The sequence below is a fragment of the Methylovorus sp. SPW-M1 genome (assembly GCF_053848825.1).
The window spans coordinates 1,789,033-1,807,341 of record NZ_CM132626.1; the positions used below are offsets into that span (position 1 = coordinate 1,789,033).

The following is an 18,309-nucleotide window of genomic DNA, read 5'->3' on the forward strand; positions in this document are numbered from 1 at the left end:
ATGACACCATGAATACTTTATCTCTCCAGCACCAAGATCTCCTGCACCGCTTCGTTTTCGACAACACGCCGATACGTGGCAATACCGTGCATCTCGACCGTACCCTGCAAAGTGCTCTGCAACACCAGCACTGCCCACCTCTGCTGAGAAGCGCCCTCGGCGAACTGATGGCCGCGAGCGCCCTGCTCTCCGCCACGCTCAAGATGCAAGGTGGCGCACTGGTACTGCAGATTCAGGGCCAAGGCCCGGTCAATCTGCTTGTTGTGGAGTGCACTGCGGAACTTGGGCTGCGCGCCACAGCCAAATGGACAGGCGACCTCGATGGCATGAGCTTTACCGAACTGGTCGGCAATGGCCATTTTGTCATTACCCTGGACCCTAAGGATGGCGGCCAGACCTATCAGGGCATTGTGCCGCTGGAGGGCGACAACATCAGCGAAATCCTGCAGAACTACATGCAGCGTTCGGAGCAGATTGCCACGCGCATCTGGCTGTCCGCCAATGAAAACAGTGCCGCCGGCATGCTGCTGCAAAAGCTGCCAGATCAGCCTGAGCAAGACCTGGATGCCTGGGACCGCATGGGCTTTCTGGCCGACACGGTCAAGCCTGAAGAGCTGCTGGGATTATCCGCCGAGCAAATGTTGCAGCGCCTGTTTCATCAGGAAGATGTGCGGCTGTTTGAGCCGCAGGCGGTGAATTTCCATTGCAGCTGCTCACGCACCAGCGTAGGCAACATGCTGAAAATGCTGGGCCCGCAGGAAGTGGCCGAGATACTGGAGGAACAAAGCACCATTGAAATACATTGTGATTTTTGCAACGCCGAATACACTTTTGACAAGGTCGACACCGAGCAGCTGTTCAGCCCGGACATTGTCATGCCTGCCACGCAAAGCCGCCACTAGGCGGCGTGGCCTGAGCTGGTCATCAAGCTGTCACGAGGGCCGTGCTAATCTGCACACCCTCTCCCCTCAGGCATAAGCATGGCCTTCTCATTCAAGCGCTTCCAGCAGCACATTCCAACCCGGGATACCATTCTGGCTTCACGCTGGCTGAGCCCATTCCGCAAGCAATTGCAGGACAGGCGCTTGTGGCGCCTTGAGCGCAAGGCCGTGGCGCGCGGCGCTGCCATCGGTATTTTCTTTGCCTTCATCATTCCCTTCGGGCAATTTTTCGCCGCCGCGATCACCGCACTGTTCATGCGCGCCAACATCAGTATTGCCATGCTGGCAACACTGGTGACCAACCCATTCACCTTTCCCCCGGTGTACTGGCTGGCGTACAGCATAGGCTCGCTCTTGATCGGCCAGCAGGAGATCGCACCGCTGCTGGAGCATGCCATCGAAGCTGAACCCATGATGGTGGACATGCACTGGATAGACAGCAGCCTGGCCTGGCTGAAAAGCGCGGGCTTGCCGCTGGTGACGGGATTGGCCACGCTGGCCGTGGTCGGCTCCATCGTGACGTATTTTGGGACGCTGGTGATCTGGAAATGGCGGCAGGATCAACGCCGCGCCAAACGTCGCAAACCTGCGGCCTGATAGAACGGGTTTGGTCCAGCCAGACCCCGGAGATTAACCCTGGTTCAGATTCTGCCGCAGACGCTCAAACACACAGATAGATGTTGCCGCGGCTGCGTTGAGTGACTCCACCTGCCCCTGCATGGGGATATGAATCTTGCGGCTGGCCGCTGCTTGCAGTTTGAGGCTGAGGCCTGCGCCTTCATTGCCGATGAGGAATGCCACCGGCTGACGCAGGTTCTGCGCATACAAGGACTCTCCCTGCATGACCGTCGCCAGCGTCTCCCCCGGGAAATTCCCGGTCAGTGCCAACAAGTCCGAGCGCTCCACCACCGGCAGCACAAATTGCGCGCCCTGCCCACCGCGCAGCGCCTTGGGCGACCACGCTTCGGCACAACCTTCTGACAAATAAACCGCCTGCACGCCTGCGGCGGCGGCCGAGCGCAACATGCTGCCCAGATTACCCGGGTCCTGGATATCTTCCAGCATCAGCACAAACTCCAGCGTCTCGGGTAAGGGCAGCTGGGGCGTATCCACCAGTGCAAGAATACCGGTTGGCGTTGTCACCGGCGATAACTCGGCGAACATCAGCGTGGTGACCATCAGGGTGGGGATATCCGCCAGCTCCTGTATCAGGCCATTCACTTCATTGGTGGACTGCCCTTCGGCAATAATCAGCTGGCGCGGTGTACCGAATACCGCCATGTAATCCCGCAGCAGATGCGGGCCATCCAGCAGGGTTTGCCCCAGGCGGCGGCGCTCGCGGGAAGACTCCGCCAGCTTTTTCAGTTGCTTGAAGACAGGGTTGTCGCGCGAGGTAATATGTTTGAAGCTCATGGCAGGTTCCAGAGGGGAATGCCGGCATTTTACCCGATTACGCCAACGGGCCGTAGGCAAGCCCGCGACGAGGTTTGCAAAAGATGGCGTTCGGGGTAATACTTTTGCACCCGGACCTGTCGCCGGCATGGCGCTTGATCATCACCGATCGACACCATCAGCCATCCGGCTACGCCAGCACGAGCCTAAGGAGTATCCAATACGTGAAGACTGATTTCATTCTGGCGGCAATTGATGCCGTCAATTCTGCCATCCTCAGTCATGAGGCTGATATCGAGGGTCTGGACCGCGATATTGGCGATGGCGATCACTACATCAACATCAAGCGCGGCTGTGCAGCCGCCGCTGCCATGCGGCCAGAGCTGGAGAACCTGACTCCGGATGCCGCCCTGCAGAAAATCGGCATGAAAGTGCTATCCAGCATAGGCGGTGCCTCCGGCCCCTTGGTCGCCAGCTTTTTTCTGGAGATGGCCAAAGCCATCAAGCTCAAGCAACCCGTTTCGCTGGCTGATCATGCGGAACTGTTTGCGACTGGCGTTGCTGGCATACAGCATCGTGGCAAAGCCCAGGTCGGCGAAAAGACCATGATGGATGTCCTGATACCCGTATCTGCCCTTTTCACTCAGCTAGCCAGCACGCATGCCGAGCTTGATGCAGACATCCTCAACGCCATCAAGGCTGAAGCAGAAAAAGACATGCTGGCCACACGCGACATGCTGGCGACCAAAGGCCGGGCAGCCGGATTGGGTGAACGCGCCATCGGCCACATCGACCCTGGTGCAAAAAGCTGCCAGGTGATGATCCATGCCGTGTGCGACATGCTGCTGGGCCAGGCCCATTAAGGCATTGCCCTGACTCAAACAATAGCCATTACAAAAAGCAGGAGGAGACCCCATGAAAAAATTCATGAACCAGCCCGACACCATGCTCACCGAGAGCCTGCAAGGGTTTGCGGCTGCGCATGCCGATCTGGTAACACTGCATCTTGAACCCAATTACCTGGTACGTGCCAAAAAAGCCCAGAACAAGGTGGCCGTGATTTCGGGCGGCGGCTCCGGCCACGAGCCGCTGCATAGCGGTCTGCTGGGCTATGGCATGCTGGATGCGGTGTGCCCCGGCTTTGTGTTTACCTCGCCCAGCCCGGACCAGATGCTGGCCGCCGCCGAAGCGGTGGAATGCGGCAAGGGCGTGCTCTTCATCGTCAAAAATTACGCGGGCGATGTCATGAACTTTGAAATGGCGGCAGAAATGTTGTCCTGTGAAAGCGCAACTGTGCTGACCAGCGATGATGTGGCGGTGGAAAACTCCACTTACACCACGGGCCGTCGCGGCGTTGCGGGCACCGTGATCGTGGAAAAAGTGGTTGGCAGCCTGGCTGAAACCGGGGCCGACCTGGCCGCCTGCAAGGCGCTGGGCGACAGGGTCAACCGGCGCACAGCCTCCATGGGCGTTGCGCTCACCAGCTGTACGGTACCGGCCGCAGGCAAACCCACGTTTGAGCTGGGCGAGCAGGAGCTGGAAATGGGCGTTGGCATCCACGGCGAACCCGGCCGCCGCCGCGAAGCGATGCGTCCCGCGGATGACATTGTGGCGGACCTGGTCAAGGCGATACTGCATGACCTGGCCCCCGCCGCCGGCAGTGAAATCCTGCTGCTGGTCAATGGTTTTGCCGCTACACCGCTGATGGAGCTTTATCTCTTGTACAACAGCGCCGCACGTTTGCTGCAATCGCATGGTCTCATCATCAGCCGCTCGCTGGTCGGCAACTACACCACCGCGCTGGATATGGCAGGCGCCTCGATCACCGTGTGCCTGCTTGATGACGAGATCAAGCAGCACTGGGATAGCCCGGTACACACCGCCGCCCTGCGCTGGGGCATGTAACGCCACACTCACGTCCGAATAACCGCTCACGCGAAAAGGAGCAGCATCATGAACGACAAACAACTGGTAGCCGAGCATGCCGCCAGCCTGGTGGAAGACAGCATGATCGTCGGCCTGGGCACTGGCTCCACCGCCAATTACTTCATCGAAGCGCTCAGCCGTCGTCAGCGTGACGAAGGGCTGCGTATCACCACCGTGGCGAGCTCCACCATCAGCGCTATCAAGGCAGCTGAGCATGGATTGCCGCTGCTGGATATATCGCAGCTGGGGCATCTCGATCTGTATGTGGATGGCGCCGATGAAATCACACCGGGTCTGACCCTGCTGAAAGGCCGCGGCCAGGACCTGGTGATGGAAAAACTACTGGCGCGTGCTGCCGAACGCTTTGTGGTGGTGGCGGACAAGAGCAAGCAAGTGAGCCGCATAGGCGAGAAATTCATGATCCCGGTGGAAGTGATGCCAGCTGCCTGGAAGATCGTCCGCCACGCGCTGGAAAAAGCCAACGGCGAAGCCGAGCTACGCCTCAACGCCAGCAAGGATAACGTCGCGGTTACCGCGCACGGCAGCTATGTACTGGATGTGCGCTTCCCCGATTGGCTGGACGATGCCGAGCTGGACATTCTGCTCAATAACACCCCTGGCGTGGTTGAGCATGGCGTATTTCGTGGCCTCGCCAGCCTGGTCCTGATTGCCGACCAGGGACAGGTCGATGTGGTGCATGCATGAAGGCGTTATGCGCCGAGTGAGGCTTAGGGTTGAGGCTGGAGTTTAAGGCTGATTTTTTCTGGAATAACGTTGCTAAGGATGCATGTGCCAAACACTCGATGTTCAATCAAAACCCTTCCGCTAACTTTTGGTTGGCAGCTGGGGGCAGGCCTGATGCTGGGTCTGGTGCTGCTCGCCAGCCACCCCGCGCATGCCGCCGATGCCCTGCGCCCGGGATTATGGGAAACCAGCATCAAGCTCAAGCTGCACAATATGCCGCAGATTCCTGACGAACAGCTGCAGCAGCTGGAAATGCTGGGCATACAGCTGCCGGTGGGCAACCAGCCCATGACCGTGCTGCAATGCCTGACACCCGAGCAAGCCAGGCTGGACAAACCCATCGTACCGGCCAATGACCAGGGCTGCGTCATCCGCAATTACCGCCACGCGGGCAAACAGGTAAATGGGGATGTGGTATGCTCCGGCAGCTTGCAGGGAACCGGCAAGTTCAGCATGCAGGTGCAGAGCGATACGACATTCACGGGCCAATTGACGGCGCAGGGCAACAGCAATGAGCTGGGCCCTATCGACCAGACCACCGACTTCAGTGGCCGCTGGGTACAAGCGGCCTGCAATGCCGATACCCCCACGTTTCCGTAATGTCCGCGCATCACTGCCTATGCGGCATCTGCCCCTTTAACCCTGGCCTTTAACCCGCTTATCACCGAGTCATTATTTCATGCATCTTGAACGTATTCTTCACGCGCAGGGCTTCGGCTCCCGCAAAAACTGCCGCATCCTGATCCGCCACCATGCGGTGACCGTCAATGGCGAACCTTGCGATAACCCCTTTGCCGACTTTGACACGGACAAGCTGGCATTCACGGTAAACGAGGAGCCATGGGAGTACCGTGAAAAGGCTTACCTGATGCTGAACAAGCCCGCCAATTATGAGTGCTCGCACAAGCCGCAGCATCACCCCAGCGTGTTTGCCCTGCTGCCGCACCCGCTGCTCGAGCGCGGCGTGCAATGCATAGGGCGGCTGGATGAAGACACTACTGGCCTGATCCTGCTGTCAGACGATGGTCAGTTCATCCATCGCATGAGCTCGCCCAAGTGGAAAGTGCCCAAAATTTACGAAGTCGGCGCCAAGCATGCGGTGGATGCCGACCAGATCCGCCAATTGCAGGAAGGCGTGCAACTGGTGGATGAGCCCGCCCCTATCGCCGCCCTGGCTTGCGAGCAGATCAGCGATCAGGTGCTACATCTGACACTGGCAGAAGGCAAATACCATCAGGTAAAGCGCATGCTGGCCGCCGTGGGCAATCGCGTGGAAAGCCTGAAGCGCATCCGTATCGGCGAGCTGGTATTGCCAGACGACCTGGCGGAAGGTCAATGGCGCTGGCTGACGGAAAGCGAACTCGCCTCGCTGAATGGCGCCGCACGCGCCTGAGTGACGATCCCGGGCATGGAACCGAATCTCATGCCCGCAAGTCACAGGCATTACCGTATAATGCAGGTTCCTGCGCTTCACCAATGACCGCAGCGTCCCTCACACCACCCCATCTCGTTGCCTGAATTGGTATGCTCACAAAGCAATAGGCAGCTGCAGGAGTTTTAATCTTGTCTACCGTAGTTGAAAACGCCGCTGGCTTTGCCCAGCTCGGCCTTGCCGAACCCATTTTGCGTGCGATTGCCGATGCTGGCTACACCACGCCCACCCCCATTCAATTGCAGGCCATTCCCCAGGTATTAACCGGGGGAGACCTGCTGGCTGGCGCCCAGACCGGCACCGGCAAAACCGCCGGTTTCACCCTGCCGCTGCTGCATCTGCTGCAAGGCCGCCCCGGCAAAAACAAGGCCGGACAGCCACGCTGCCTGATCCTGACGCCCACGCGCGAGCTGGCTGCCCAGGTAGAAGAATCCGTACAAACCTATGGCAAATACCTGCCGCTGAAATCCATGGTGATGTTTGGCGGCGTGGGGATCAACCCGCAGGTCGCCCAGCTGAAAAAGCCGCTGGATATTCTGGTGGCAACCCCTGGCCGCTTGCTGGATCACGCCAACCAGAAAACCGTGGACCTTTCCGCGGTGGAAATCCTGGTGCTGGATGAAGCCGACCGCATGCTGGACATGGGCTTTATCCGCGACATCAAGCGTGTGCTGGCACTGTTGCCAAAACAGCGGCAGAACCTGCTGTTTTCGGCCACCTTCTCCGATGAAATCAAGGCGCTGGCCGATGGCCTGCTGCACAACCCGGGTTTTGTGGAAGTGGCGCGCCGCAATACCGCGTCTGAACTGGTGGAGCAAACCGTGCATCTGGTGCGCCAGAGCCACAAGCGCGACATGGTCAGCCACCTGATCAAGCAGAACAACTGGCAACAGGTGCTGATTTTCACTCGCACCAAGCACGGTGCCAACCGCCTGGCCGACAAACTGGTCAAGGATGGCATTCCCGCTGCCGCCATTCACGGCAACAAGAGCCAGTCCGCCCGTACCAAGGCATTGGCCCAATTCAAGGATGGCAGCCTGCCTGTGCTGGTCGCGACTGACATTGCCGCGCGCGGACTGGATATTGACCAGTTGCCGCAAGTGGTCAACTTTGAGCTGCCGAATGTGGCAGAAGATTATGTGCATCGTATCGGCCGGACTGGCCGTGCAGGCGCGACAGGCGCTGCCGTATCGCTGGTCGATGAAGAAGAAATCAAGCTGCTGAAAGGCATTGAGCGTCTGATCAAGCGCGAAATTCCACGTGTGGAAGTCGAAGGCTTTGTACCATCGCCGGTAGACAAATCAGCCGCCAGCGAAGAGCGCGAGCCACGCGCTCCGCGCCCTCGTCAAGGCCAACCACGTCAGGGCCAGCCACGCCAGAATCAAGCACGCCAAAGCCAACCGCGTGATTCGCAAGCTTCCCCATCGCAACCGCGCCAGCCAAGAGAAAATGCAGCCCGCCCCGGTGGTCAGCCACGCCAGGGCAAACCGGCTGCGGCCAATGCGAATGGCGCACGCAATGGCGCCCAGCCGCAAGGTCAGCGCCGCCCGCAGTCTGGCAAGGCTGGCGGCGCCAATGGCGCCCCGCAAGGCAACCGCAAACCGCAGGCAACTGCTGATGCAGGCAAGCCATTATCTGAAGCAGCCCGTCATCAGGCCCTGCCGCAGACACCGATATTTGCCCCCAAGCCCGGCCCACGCCACATGCCCAAGGGTCCACGTAACGGCAGTGGCGGCGGAGGTGGCCGCGGCCGATGAAGATATGGGTAGACGCCGACGCCTGCCCGGTCGTCATCAAGGAAATACTCTACCGTGCGGCGGAACGCTGCCGTCTGCCCACGGTGTTTGTTGCCAACAAGCTGCTGCGTCTGCCGCCCTCCCCCTATCTGCAAGCCATGCAGGTGCCGGGCGGGTTTGATGTCGCGGACAATGAAATTGTAGACAAGCTGGAAGCAGGCGATCTGGTCATCACGGCCGATATTCCGCTGGCGGCCGCCGTGATCGCCAAGGATGGGCATGCGCTCAACCCACGCGGTGAAATGTATGACAAAGCCAATATCCACGAGCGGCTCAGCATGCGCAATCTCATGGAAACCCTGCGTAGCAGCGGCGTGGAACTCTCAGGCCCTGCCACACTCAACCAGCAGGACAGGCAAGCCTTTGCCGCTTCGCTGGATCGTTTTCTGGCACGCCTGCCGCGCTCTGGAACTTCACCTGAGGAATCATGACATGCTTCATAGACTGTTTGTAATTGCCCTTCTCAGCCTGCTGACCGCGTGTATGGGCGTGCCACCTGGCGCCGAACCTGTTACCAAGGTAGACGCCCAGCGTTATCTGGGGAAATGGTATGAAATCGCCCGCCTTGACCACAGCTTCGAGCGTGGCCTGGAGCAGGTATCTGCCAACTACTCTCCGCGTGAAGATGGCGGCATCAAAGTGATCAACCGTGGCTATGACCCGGAAAAGGCCAAATGGCAGGAAGCCGAAGGCAAAGCCTATTTCCTGAAACCAGCGGATGCGGATGGGCGCTACCCCGGCATGCTGAAAGTATCTTTTTTCGGGCCATTTTATGGGGCTTATAACATTCTGGTGCTGGATCCTGACTATCAGTATGTACTGGTCAGCGGGCCGGATACGTCTTATCTCTGGATACTGTCGCGCACGCCGCAACTCCCGCAAAAAACGCTGGAGCCCCTGCTGGCAAAGGCCAAAAGCCTGGGCTTTGCCACCGACAAGTTGATATATCCGCGTCAGCCGGAGAAGCCATAAGCATCGAATTACACAAGCAATAAAAAAGCCGGAGCATGCCCCGGCTTTTTTTACGCCTTGCGTTTGAATGCTAGCGTTTTACGATCAGGCTATTCTTCACGGATATCACGCCTGTGGTTTCCTTCGCCAGGCGCTCGGCCGTACTCACTTGTGCCTGCGCATCCACAAAACCGCTGAGCAGCACCACGCCACGATGGGTTTCCACACTGATCTGCAATCCCTTGAACCCCTCTTCTTTCAGGATCGCCGCCTTGATACTGGCAGTAATCACGCTGTCATCGGCGATACGTTCCACCTCTTTGTTTTGTTCGGCAGATTTGTAATCCATGTATTCCTGCTGATCCAGCGTGCCGCTTTTGTTGAGGTCAGCCTTGGCAAAATGCGTGGTATTGAACAGGGAGTCCTTGCCCGCTTCTTTTACGCTGAGCACGCCATCCTTGTTCACATCCAGCTTTTTGAAGGCCTCAATCTGGGGATTTTCCGTAATATCGTCGGGCCTGGCCATGGCAGGCAAACTGGCGGCCATGCCTGTGAGCGCCACCGCCATGAGAAGATGTTTCATAAACGCTGTGTTCATACAAACTCCCTTCCATTGCTGATGAATATGCATTCAGTCTACAAGTGCCGCGCGAGCTCAGCCGTCGGCAAGCGCCACTTTTTGATGTCGGCCTCAACCTACAACAGCTTTGTTAACGCCATGCATGTTTGATGCCAGCCCATAAAAAAAAGCGCCCCAGGGGCGCTTTTTGCAATTCAACATCAGACCTGTCAGGCAGTGACTTTTCTCACGCGCGTAAACGCATTGTTTTCAGCCTTGGGCTTGAGGTTGAGAATTTCCTTGTCCGGGCTCGCTTGATGCAGGTAGCTGCGATCAAAGTCATCCTGTCTGATGGTATTGGCCTGGGTATGCGGTGTGATGGCAGATTGCTTGATCTCGGGAGCAAACAAGGACACGCTGCCCACGACGGCAAAAAGAATCAGACTGGATGCGGCAAGGTTCACTAGCCAGTGGTATTGGCCCTGATGAAAATTCTGATGTTGGTTCATGATGCGTCTCCCTGAAATCATGTGGTGAATATGGCTTGCCGGGCTCTCGCTTTAGTAACCATTGTTAAGTTGCGATTGTTGGCTCGTGCAAGTGATAAACCAGTAATGGCATTGTAGGAGTTGGTTCCCTTGCTGTCCGTCCGCCGAGTTCCTGAATTAGCGTAGGAAAACACCTACAACACTCTACTAATCGTTGTTAGTGGTAATTGCAGACCAGCCCGTTGTATACCGCTTTGACGCCCGGCACTGTCACCGCATGGCGGTAAGCGCAGGCGATCTGGTCGTAGCTGCCGAGCTGGCCTTTCAATACAACGATGCAGCGCTTGGATTCCACCTCAATATCAAACCCCTTGAAATACGGATCGGCAGACAAGCGTTGCAAGACCGTGTTGCGAATCTGCTCATCCTGCGTCAATACGACAGGAGGCTCCAGCTCACGGGCTTTGGCAATGTTGTCCGGCATGCGGGCTGGGGGCGAGAGGGTGAAGCTATCAGCAATGTAATCTGACATCGTGAATTCGGCGGACAAGTCATCCATGATTAGCTCTCTTTCTGTTCAAACTTGAGGAAGGGCGCCGGTCTTGCCGGGGGAGCCTTCGCAGAGGGTTAACGAAGTAAGGGCATGATAATCAAGGCTTATGCAAGCAGCAGTCGGCAGCATGCTGATTGTCGTGTCAGTCAGTTCCGACGCGCATATGGGAGAAACTCACAAGCGGAGTTCAGCTGCGTTAACAGGCGCAATCTGGATGGTTTAAGGGAAATAAAAGGTGAGGAAGAACAACTAAGGAGTATTTCATCTGCAAGCATTCATGCCTGCAGACCATGGCCTATCAGATGAGGATGACACCTGTGCTGGGTGGCAACTCTGCCGGTGATTCCTGAGGTGTATGCTCGGTAGGCAGCTCGACGGCATGATGTGTTTCAGGGGAAGCAGCTTCCGCATTCAGGTGAGGTTGTTTGATAAACCATCCCACCATGATGATGCTGGAACTGAAGGCAAAAATGATGACACTGAGGGCGGCCATGTTGATGAGCCGCTCGTGTTTTCTCACCTGTTTCATGTCGAATCGTATGCTATTCATGATGCATGGCAATGCGCGTCACGCATGACGGAGTTGGCAGCCGTTCTGTACCGAGCGCACGCCCGCCACGCCACGCGCGATTGCCATCGCCTCGGCAATATCACCATAGGAAGCAATCTTGCCGCTCAGGTACACCACACCATGGCGTGTTGCCACGCCTATGGTGAGGCCGAGCAAACCCGCCTCTCGCAGCAGGCTGGTTTTTACGCGTAATGTCGTCATCATATCGCCCAGCATGCTAGAGAGGTTCATGATTTAGCCCTTTACAATCAGACTGTTGTGTACGGATTTAACACCTTCGGTACCGGCAGCAATTTCCTTGGCGCGGTCAATCTGGGCTTTGTTTTCAACAAAACCACTCAATTGCACGACGCCATTATGTGTTTCCACAGAAATTTCCAGACCCTTGAAACCTTCATCTTTCAGGATGTTGGCTTTGATCTTGCTGGTGATCACGCTGTCGTTGATAACGCGCTTGGCATTCTTCTGCTGGTCTTTCGACTTGTATTCAGAGTATTCCTTTTGATCCAGCGTTCCATCGCCATCAACATCGGCTGCCTTGAAGTGTTTTTTGGTGAACAGCTTGTCCTTGGAGGCTTCTGCCGGTGTCAGCAGGTCATTGCTGTTGGTATCCAGGTTGCGAAATTCGGTGGCCAGAGGGGTCTGGTCTATGGTGTCTGCGGTGCCAAAGGCAAATGCAGCGGTACTACCAAAACCTACACCGGCGATCAGCGCCAGTGTTGCGATATGGGATGTGCGGATTTTTTTCATGATTTCTCCTTGTTCTTGTCCGGCATCGAAACGAGCCGGAGACAATTTGCCAGCAGGAGCTCTACTGGCATTGGAGGCATGCTACGGGATGCGCGACCTGACAAACAGTCAGCGCTATTCTGTAATTGATGTCAGATGAAGACTACAGCTGGAAAGGCCCGATTGGCGGGCCTGTGCGCGATTCGAGGCAAATGGACAGGCTGATCAGGTCTGATTGATATCCAGAGGGACCAAAGCTCGGGTTAGCATGCCATGACCGGGGGAGGATTGGATTTCCAGATTGCCACCAATCGCCATCACGCGGTGACGCATGCCAGACAGGCCATGAGTGGTGCCGCCACTGACGCTAAGATCCGCACCGACGCCATTATCTTCAATTTCCAGCTTGACGAAGGACAACTCCGCCATCAGGTGAATGGAGACTTTGGTCGCCTTGGCGTATTTGCTGGCGTTGTTCAGGGTTTCCTGCACCACGCGGTAGACAATCAGGCCTATGGTGTCGCCAAACTTGACACTCTCATCCGGCAATACCAGGTTGAGCTCCCATTGACTCCGCTCAGCCATATCGGAAATCAGCGAGCGCAACGCTGCCCAGAAACCAAATGTTGCCAGCATGGAGGGGTGCAGGTCTTGCACTACCTGGCGCTTGAACTGAATGCCCTGATCAATGTAGCGCATGGTTTTGGCAAGCTTGTCTGCCACATCCGGGAATGTGTCGCGGGTTTTGCGCGTCACCCAGGAAATATCCATCTTGGTCGCGGTCAGAATCGAGCCCAGTTCATCGTGCAACTCACGGGCGAGTTTCTCACGCTCACGTTCCACGTCCGACTGATAGCCCAGGGCAAGGGTCCGCAGCAACTGGGTACGCGAATTCAGCTGGCTTTCATAGGTATGGACTTCCTCTTCCAGGCGCTGGCGCAACTTGTCGCGCATGGACATTTCACTCAGTAACTGCCGGATCACCAGTATCACCAACACCAGCAGGACCAGCGAGGTGCCGACGATCGCGATACGGGTATAGAGCACACTGCTGCGACGCTTGACCACCAGCTTGTTAAGCGCATCATTCTGCTGGTTCAGCAGCGTGGTGATATAGCCATTCAGCTTGAGCATATCCTGCGCACCCTGGTCGAGGTCCACAACGCTATTGGCTTCCTTTGTGCGATTGGCATTCGCCAGTGCCATGGTCAGCTTCATTTCCGCAGCTTTTGCTTCCAGCGTGCCGCTCACCGTCATCAGCCAGTCTTTTTCATTATTGACGGGCATGCGACGGCTGTCTTCCGTCACCAGCCCGCGTAGCCTGCGTATATCGAGCCGCGCAGCTGTCACCGCTTCGTTAAAGGTCGTGGCGTAGTTTTCCTTTTTGGTCAGCAGATAGCCACGCTGGGCGCTTTCGGCTTCGGTGGCGCGGTAGCGCAAATCCGACAAGGTGGAAATATTGTTGCGGATGACAAAGATATCCTCCGCCAAGCGGCTGATCGAGACGATCCAGCCATCGGCAATCACCACGGCCAGCAAGGTCAGTGTCATTGCTGCGATCAAGGTAGCCACCACGCGGCCACCCAGCTTTTCAATCACACGTTCCGTCTGGGTCCAGATTTTTTTCATTAAGGTCATATTCGAATTTGTCAGCGCTCTCTTACAAGCGTTTCAGAGTATCCCCTCTCATGGGGAAACGCCCAAGCCATTAAGCTGGAGGCACTATTTAGCCAAGCAAGGAAAACGCAATGCTCAACTATTCTATCGTGTTTTTGGTCATCGCCTTGATTGCAGCCCTCTTTGGGTTCAGTGGAATCGCTGCAGGGGCTGCCGAAATTGCAAAAATCCTCTTCTACATCTTTCTTGTGATCTTTGTTATTTCATTATTAACAGGATTTTTCTCAAAGTAATCAATTATTTCAATTAATTTTTTAAAAGAAGGTAACGATTATGTTCAGCACATCCAAAACACAAGATATCCAACAAAAACTCGAAACAACTGCAGAAGATGTCAAAGATAATGTCACCGACATTGCCGAAGAAGCAAAAGTTGCCACGGCGAAACTGAAAGACAAGCTGCAGGATAAATCCAATGCATCCAAGGATGAAATTCTGGCCTTGCTGGAAAGTGTAAAAGACTTGCTGGAATCCAAGGATCCTGGCGAAAAACTGGAAACGCTGAAAGATCAGCTATCTACCAAGCTCAGTGACTGGAGCAGCACTTTGCGCGGCGAAGTCCAGCAAGCTATTAAAACCGGCGAAACACGCTCCAGGCAGATCGTGCGCAAGCGTACCCTGTTGAGCCTGTCTGTGGTCTTTGGTACGGGTGCCGCCCTTGGCTATCTGCTGGGCAGCCAGCATTCCGAAGACTGAAGCCTATACCGCCAGCCCACATTGCCAGCTAACAGACAAGGAAAGAGATCATGGACGAAGTGACCAATCTGCAAACCGCCGATCAGTTATTCAAACTGGATATGGCCACCATACGCAAGAACGCACGCCAAAGCGTGGAAGATGGCGCAGCGACGGCCGGCTATGAAGCCAACCGCGAAGAGGTCATCCGCCACCTGAATGCGGCACTCGCCACCGAACTGGTGTGCAGCTTGCGTTACAAGCGCCATTACTTTACCGCCAAGGGCCTGAATTCCGAAGGCATAGCCAAGGAATTCAATGTCCATGCGCAAGAAGAACTGGAACATGCCGACCAGATTGCCGCCCGTATCGTGCAGCTCGGTGGCGAGCCTGATTTTTCGCCCGATGGTCTGGCAGGCCGCAGTCATGCAGACTACGTACCCTGCCTCGATTTACGCGAGATGATCAAGGAGAACCTGGTGGCCGAGCGTATCGCTATCGACACCTATCACGAACTCATCCATTATATTGGCGACAAAGACCCGACAACACGCCGCTTGCTGGAAAGCATTCTGGCGACCGAGGAAGAGCACGCCGATGAGTTATCGGATTGGCTGGCCCGCTCCTGATCGTATTAACTTACCCTTAAGAGCAGACATAAAAAATCATGAAAAAAATATTATTGGTGGACGATCACAGCATTGTGCGGCAAGGCCTGCGCAATCTGATCGAACTGGAGTCGGATCTGGAAGTGACAGGTGAAGCTGCCTCCGGCATCGAAGCGATCAAGCTGGTGCGCAGCAATACCTACGACGTGGTGGTGATGGATATCTCCATGCCGGATAAAAACGGGGTGGATACCTTGCACGACCTGAAGCATGTCAATGCTGACCTGCCCGTGTTGATACTGAGTGGCTATGCAGAAGAACAGTATGCACTCAACCTCATGCGGAACGGTTGCAAGGGCTATTTATCAAAAGATGCAGAGCCTGAGGAAATCATCTCGGCGATTCGGGCGATTGCAAATGGCAAACGCTACATTTCATCCGAGCTGGCTGAGCTGATGACCAATGAGCTGAGTCATCCAACGGAAAAGCAGTTACACGAGACCTTGTCAGATCGCGAGTTCCAGGTCTTTTTCAAACTTGCCGGCGGCCTGAGTGCCACCGAAATTGCAGACGAGCTCTGCATCAGCGTGAAAACCGTCAGCACGTACCGGACGCGGATTCTGGAGAAGATGAGCTTGAAAACCAATGCAGATTTGACGTATTACGCCATCAAGAACGGCCTGATTACATGAACTGGAACCACGATCACATCGATATTTTGTCAGCGTTTGTAGGACAAGCGCGGATAGGAGCGATATGGATATTTCATTATCATGCCACGAGTTTAACCATGGAAAACAATCCTTCCAGCAGTATGGATTAACAATGTCTGTAACCAATGCACAACTTTCTACACAGCAGCCCTATATGAGAGTCTTGCTCATTGAAGACTCGGCCTTGTTGCGGGAAACCATTATGGAGACCTTGTCATCATGTGATGGCCTGGTGTTTGATGGGGTCGCCGCCACCCAGTCCGAAGCCTTTAAAATCCTGCGAGACCGCCCATTCGACTTTTTACTGGTCGATATTGAGCTGGCTGAAGGCAATGGGTTTGAGGTGATCCGCATGACGCAGCGCGAAGATTTCCCGTATCCGCGGCCCAAGTACATGATCCTGACCAATCATGCCCATCCGCATTACCGTCAGGAAGCCCAAACCTTGGGCGTGGACTATTTCTTCGACAAATCGATGGACTTTGACAAGGCCATCGATACGCTGGAAGCCGAAGTCAAGAAATTCGTTCCTGAAAACGATTAACCCTGGCGATCAATCGCCGGGCGCTTTGCCTCTCGTTATATAATCCACGCTTTCCACCCGCCACTCGGGGACGACCCTGAGCTGCATTTTTTATTCGGGACGACCCGGCAAAGGGGTCATATGTCCTGGATACTACTCATACTGGCGGGGCTGTTTGAAATCGGCTTCACTACCTGCCTCAAGCTCTCTGATACGTTCAGCAAGCCCTGGCCGACGCTAGGTTTTATCGTCTGCGCCGGGATCAGCTTCTGGCTGCTGATGCAGGCTACGCGCGACATTCCGCTGGGAACCGCTTATGCGGTATGGACGGGGATAGGCGTGCTGGGCACTGTCATCATCGGCATTGTTGCGTTCAACGACCCGCTGAGCCCCCTGCGCCTGTTGTTTCTAGTATTATTGATTGGCGCGATCGTCGGCCTCAAGGCAGTATCCTGAGCCGCCATGACGCGCTGATGGATGCCTGATCAACCTTTCGCTATCGATAGAACATCATGTCACTCGAAATCTGGGAATTACTGAGCTACGTTGTTACCGTGTTTGGCTTGCCGCTGGCGATCTTTTCCTTTGTGCTGGAACAGCGCAAGGAACGCGAAAACGAAGAGGAAGAGGTCTACCAGGAGCTGTCCGACGCCTATACCGATTTTCTCAAGCTGGTGATGGCGAACCCGGACCTCAAGCTGCGCTCACAGAGTGCCAGCCAGGAGCTGAGCGAGGAGCAGCGCGAACGCAAACTGGTACTGTTTGAAATCCTGGTATCGCTGTTTGAACGTGCCTACCTGCTGGCATATGAGGAAAAGATGGTCGGCAAGCAATTGCGGCGCTGGCGCTCGTGGGATGACTACATGCGCGAATGGTGCCGGCGCGATGACTTCCGTAACACCCTGCCCCGCCTGCTACATGGCGAAGACCCGGATTTTGCCGCGTATATCCGCAACCTTGCCCTGCAGGAAACCACGCGCCTGCCTGAAACCACGGTTTCTAATTAATTTCGACTTGAGGGGCATTCCCTACTTGAGGCGTTTCAGCTTGTAACCGGCCTGTTGCAGTTGGGCCAGCAAACCACGCTTGCCCGCCAGATGAGCCGCACCAACGGCGACAAACACCGACTGTTCCCGTGCTTCGGCATCAATGCGCGGCGCCATCAGATCATTTCGATCATCCAGCAATTTGACCCGCAGCTTGGCCCACAGCGCCGGAGGCAGCAGATTGCCGGTCATGCGCGTATCAATATCAGCAATCCTCGCAGGATCGCCTTTCAGATAGGCTTTCACCAGCATCTCGTAATCCCGCTCCTTGTCGCGCTGACTGCGCTTTAGTACCGCTCGCAACATGCCCAGCTGCTCTTGCTGGCTCAGACCGTCCAGCAGGCCGAAGTGCTCTTCCGAGGTTTCCAGGCCTTTGACATCGCGCCCCAGGTCACGGGCTTTGGCATAAAGCTGAATGTCCTGGGTATAGGGCCCCTGCGGCCGCGGCAGATCAAACACCACCGCCAGCAGCCAGGGTTTCATCTGCATGGCCATATTGCCTATGGCATGCACCTCCGCCAGCGCCCTCACCTGCTCCAGCTCCTTGGCAGTCAACAGCTCCTGCAACTGTTGGTCAGGATTGAGATAAACACCTTGATCTTTGGGCGGCAGGGTTTCCATCATGAAGACATCCACCTCGCCCAGCGCCGTTAACACAGCAGGGGCAAAATCATTCACTCGGGCATCGTCGGTATGCACGGTGCCAAACAGATAGCTCACCTTGCCGCCTGGTGCCTGCAGTTGCCACAGCAAGGGGCGATCAGCCGCCTGGGCGGAGACGCCAGCCAGCAGGCTTAGCCCGAGTAGCCATCTGGCAGTGAGGGAAATGGAATACGATGTGAGCGACATAATGAAACACCAGAACCAGAGGTAAACAGACGTCCATTCTCGCATTGATATGGCCTGGGGAGCAGCCTGCATTGCTTTGGGCATTTGCAGGGCAGCGCAAGACACGCACAGTGATTCAGGCGCAGGCCTGAATCAC

At 56.0% G+C, this 18,309-nt stretch carries 26 protein-coding genes; 17 read left to right on the forward strand and 9 right to left on the reverse strand.

Features of this window, described 5'->3' with window-relative positions; genetic code table 11:
- The first annotated feature begins 8 nt into the window (after positions 1-8).
- Together hslO and ACWWD9_RS08390 are read left to right on the forward strand one after the other, a co-directional pair.
- On the forward strand, positions 9-902 hold the full coding sequence (gene hslO, locus ACWWD9_RS08385) for an Hsp33 family molecular chaperone HslO (RefSeq protein WP_455866757.1): 894 nt from the start codon (positions 9-11) through the stop codon (positions 900-902).
- A 78-nt stretch (positions 903-980) separates the two neighbouring features.
- Positions 981-1,538, forward strand: coding sequence for a DUF2062 domain-containing protein (locus ACWWD9_RS08390; RefSeq protein WP_455866758.1), 558 nt, complete (start codon positions 981-983; stop codon positions 1,536-1,538).
- Between the two features lie 33 nt (positions 1,539-1,571).
- On the opposite strand, the gene ACWWD9_RS08395 is transcribed toward ACWWD9_RS08390, so the two are convergent.
- Positions 1,572-2,354: a TrmH family RNA methyltransferase gene (locus ACWWD9_RS08395; protein ID WP_455866759.1), complete on the reverse strand. Its 783-nt coding sequence runs from the start codon at positions 2,352-2,354 to the stop codon at positions 1,572-1,574.
- 203 nt (positions 2,355-2,557) lie between these two features.
- Here ACWWD9_RS08395 and dhaL point away from each other — a divergent pair, with 203 nt between their 5' ends.
- The 8 genes from dhaL to ACWWD9_RS08435 all read left to right on the forward strand — a co-directional run bounded on the left by dhaL (position 2,558) and on the right by ACWWD9_RS08435 (position 9,203).
- The gene (dhaL, locus tag ACWWD9_RS08400; protein WP_455866760.1) at positions 2,558-3,196 is read left to right on the forward strand and encodes a dihydroxyacetone kinase subunit DhaL; all 639 of its coding nucleotides are present in this window, start codon (positions 2,558-2,560) and stop codon (positions 3,194-3,196) included.
- 52 nt (positions 3,197-3,248) lie between these two features.
- Positions 3,249-4,238 carry a dihydroxyacetone kinase subunit DhaK gene (gene dhaK, locus ACWWD9_RS08405; protein WP_455866761.1) on the forward strand — a complete coding sequence of 330 codons (990 nt, stop codon included), beginning with the start codon at positions 3,249-3,251 and terminating at the stop codon, positions 4,236-4,238.
- Between the two features lie 48 nt (positions 4,239-4,286).
- Positions 4,287-4,964 (forward strand): ribose-5-phosphate isomerase RpiA, encoded by a 678-nt coding sequence (rpiA, locus tag ACWWD9_RS08410; protein WP_455866762.1) that lies wholly within the window; start codon positions 4,287-4,289, stop codon positions 4,962-4,964.
- A 153-nt stretch (positions 4,965-5,117) separates the two neighbouring features.
- Positions 5,118-5,603, forward strand: a complete 486-nt coding sequence (locus ACWWD9_RS08415) for a DUF3617 domain-containing protein (RefSeq protein ID WP_455866763.1) — start codon at positions 5,118-5,120, stop codon at positions 5,601-5,603.
- Positions 5,604-5,682: 79 nt separating this feature from the next.
- Positions 5,683-6,396, forward strand: coding sequence for a pseudouridine synthase (locus tag ACWWD9_RS08420; protein ID WP_015829891.1), 714 nt, complete (start codon positions 5,683-5,685; stop codon positions 6,394-6,396).
- A 170-nt stretch (positions 6,397-6,566) separates the two neighbouring features.
- A complete protein-coding gene (locus ACWWD9_RS08425; protein ID WP_455866764.1) occupies positions 6,567-8,192 on the forward strand; it encodes a DEAD/DEAH box helicase in 1,626 nt (541 codons plus the stop codon).
- Positions 8,189-8,662 carry a YaiI/YqxD family protein gene (locus ACWWD9_RS08430; protein WP_455866765.1) on the forward strand — a complete coding sequence of 158 codons (474 nt, stop codon included), beginning with the start codon at positions 8,189-8,191 and terminating at the stop codon, positions 8,660-8,662. The genes ACWWD9_RS08425 and ACWWD9_RS08430 overlap by 4 nt, the downstream gene beginning before the upstream one ends.
- Before the next feature lies 1 nt (position 8,663).
- Positions 8,664-9,203, forward strand: coding sequence for a lipocalin family protein (locus ACWWD9_RS08435; RefSeq protein WP_013441983.1), 540 nt, complete (start codon positions 8,664-8,666; stop codon positions 9,201-9,203).
- Between the two features lie 70 nt (positions 9,204-9,273).
- On the opposite strand, the gene ACWWD9_RS08440 is transcribed toward ACWWD9_RS08435, so the two are convergent.
- From ACWWD9_RS08440 to ACWWD9_RS08470, 7 genes are all read right to left on the reverse strand, one after another.
- Positions 9,274-9,780 (reverse strand): BON domain-containing protein, encoded by a 507-nt coding sequence (locus ACWWD9_RS08440; protein WP_013441982.1) that lies wholly within the window; start codon positions 9,778-9,780, stop codon positions 9,274-9,276.
- A 191-nt stretch (positions 9,781-9,971) separates the two neighbouring features.
- Entirely contained in the window at positions 9,972-10,250 is a 279-nt protein-coding gene (locus tag ACWWD9_RS08445; RefSeq protein ID WP_159355786.1) for a hypothetical protein, read from the reverse strand.
- Positions 10,251-10,446: 196 nt separating this feature from the next.
- A complete protein-coding gene (locus ACWWD9_RS08450; protein WP_013441980.1) occupies positions 10,447-10,788 on the reverse strand; it encodes a BON domain-containing protein in 342 nt (113 codons plus the stop codon).
- Positions 10,789-11,080: 292 nt separating this feature from the next.
- A complete protein-coding gene (locus ACWWD9_RS08455; protein ID WP_455866766.1) occupies positions 11,081-11,332 on the reverse strand; it encodes a hypothetical protein in 252 nt (83 codons plus the stop codon).
- Positions 11,333-11,350: 18 nt separating this feature from the next.
- Positions 11,351-11,584 (reverse strand): BON domain-containing protein, encoded by a 234-nt coding sequence (locus tag ACWWD9_RS08460; protein WP_015829884.1) that lies wholly within the window; start codon positions 11,582-11,584, stop codon positions 11,351-11,353.
- Positions 11,585-11,587: 3 nt separating this feature from the next.
- Complete coding sequence (locus ACWWD9_RS08465) at positions 11,588-12,103, reverse strand: BON domain-containing protein (protein ID WP_013441971.1); 516 nt, start codon at positions 12,101-12,103, stop codon at positions 11,588-11,590.
- Positions 12,104-12,307: 204 nt separating this feature from the next.
- On the reverse strand, positions 12,308-13,711 hold the full coding sequence (locus ACWWD9_RS08470) for a sensor histidine kinase (RefSeq protein WP_455866767.1): 1,404 nt from the start codon (positions 13,709-13,711) through the stop codon (positions 12,308-12,310).
- A 119-nt stretch (positions 13,712-13,830) separates the two neighbouring features.
- On the opposite strand from ACWWD9_RS08470, the gene ACWWD9_RS08475 reads away from it, so the two are divergent.
- The 7 genes from ACWWD9_RS08475 (at position 13,831) to ACWWD9_RS08505 (ending at position 17,285) form a co-directional block, all read left to right on the forward strand.
- Positions 13,831-13,992: a DUF1328 domain-containing protein gene (locus ACWWD9_RS08475; RefSeq protein ID WP_013441969.1), complete on the forward strand. Its 162-nt coding sequence runs from the start codon at positions 13,831-13,833 to the stop codon at positions 13,990-13,992.
- Positions 13,993-14,032: 40 nt separating this feature from the next.
- On the forward strand, positions 14,033-14,455 hold the full coding sequence (locus ACWWD9_RS08480) for a hypothetical protein (RefSeq protein ID WP_013441968.1): 423 nt from the start codon (positions 14,033-14,035) through the stop codon (positions 14,453-14,455).
- Between the two features lie 50 nt (positions 14,456-14,505).
- A complete protein-coding gene (locus ACWWD9_RS08485; protein WP_159355789.1) occupies positions 14,506-15,063 on the forward strand; it encodes a ferritin-like domain-containing protein in 558 nt (185 codons plus the stop codon).
- 38 nt (positions 15,064-15,101) lie between these two features.
- Complete coding sequence (locus ACWWD9_RS08490) at positions 15,102-15,734, forward strand: response regulator (protein WP_013441966.1); 633 nt, start codon at positions 15,102-15,104, stop codon at positions 15,732-15,734.
- 175 nt (positions 15,735-15,909) lie between these two features.
- Positions 15,910-16,299 carry a response regulator gene (locus tag ACWWD9_RS08495; protein ID WP_013441964.1) on the forward strand — a complete coding sequence of 130 codons (390 nt, stop codon included), beginning with the start codon at positions 15,910-15,912 and terminating at the stop codon, positions 16,297-16,299.
- A gap of 120 nt (positions 16,300-16,419) precedes the next feature.
- Positions 16,420-16,734: a DMT family transporter gene (locus ACWWD9_RS08500; RefSeq protein ID WP_455866768.1), complete on the forward strand. Its 315-nt coding sequence runs from the start codon at positions 16,420-16,422 to the stop codon at positions 16,732-16,734.
- Between the two features lie 56 nt (positions 16,735-16,790).
- Positions 16,791-17,285 carry a hypothetical protein gene (locus ACWWD9_RS08505; RefSeq protein WP_455866769.1) on the forward strand — a complete coding sequence of 165 codons (495 nt, stop codon included), beginning with the start codon at positions 16,791-16,793 and terminating at the stop codon, positions 17,283-17,285.
- Between the two features lie 21 nt (positions 17,286-17,306).
- Here the strand turns inward: ACWWD9_RS08505 and ACWWD9_RS08510 are convergent, their stop codons facing one another.
- Positions 17,307-18,173 (reverse strand): TraB/GumN family protein, encoded by an 867-nt coding sequence (locus ACWWD9_RS08510; RefSeq protein ID WP_455866770.1) that lies wholly within the window; start codon positions 18,171-18,173, stop codon positions 17,307-17,309.
- Positions 18,174-18,309 lie beyond the last annotated feature (136 nt).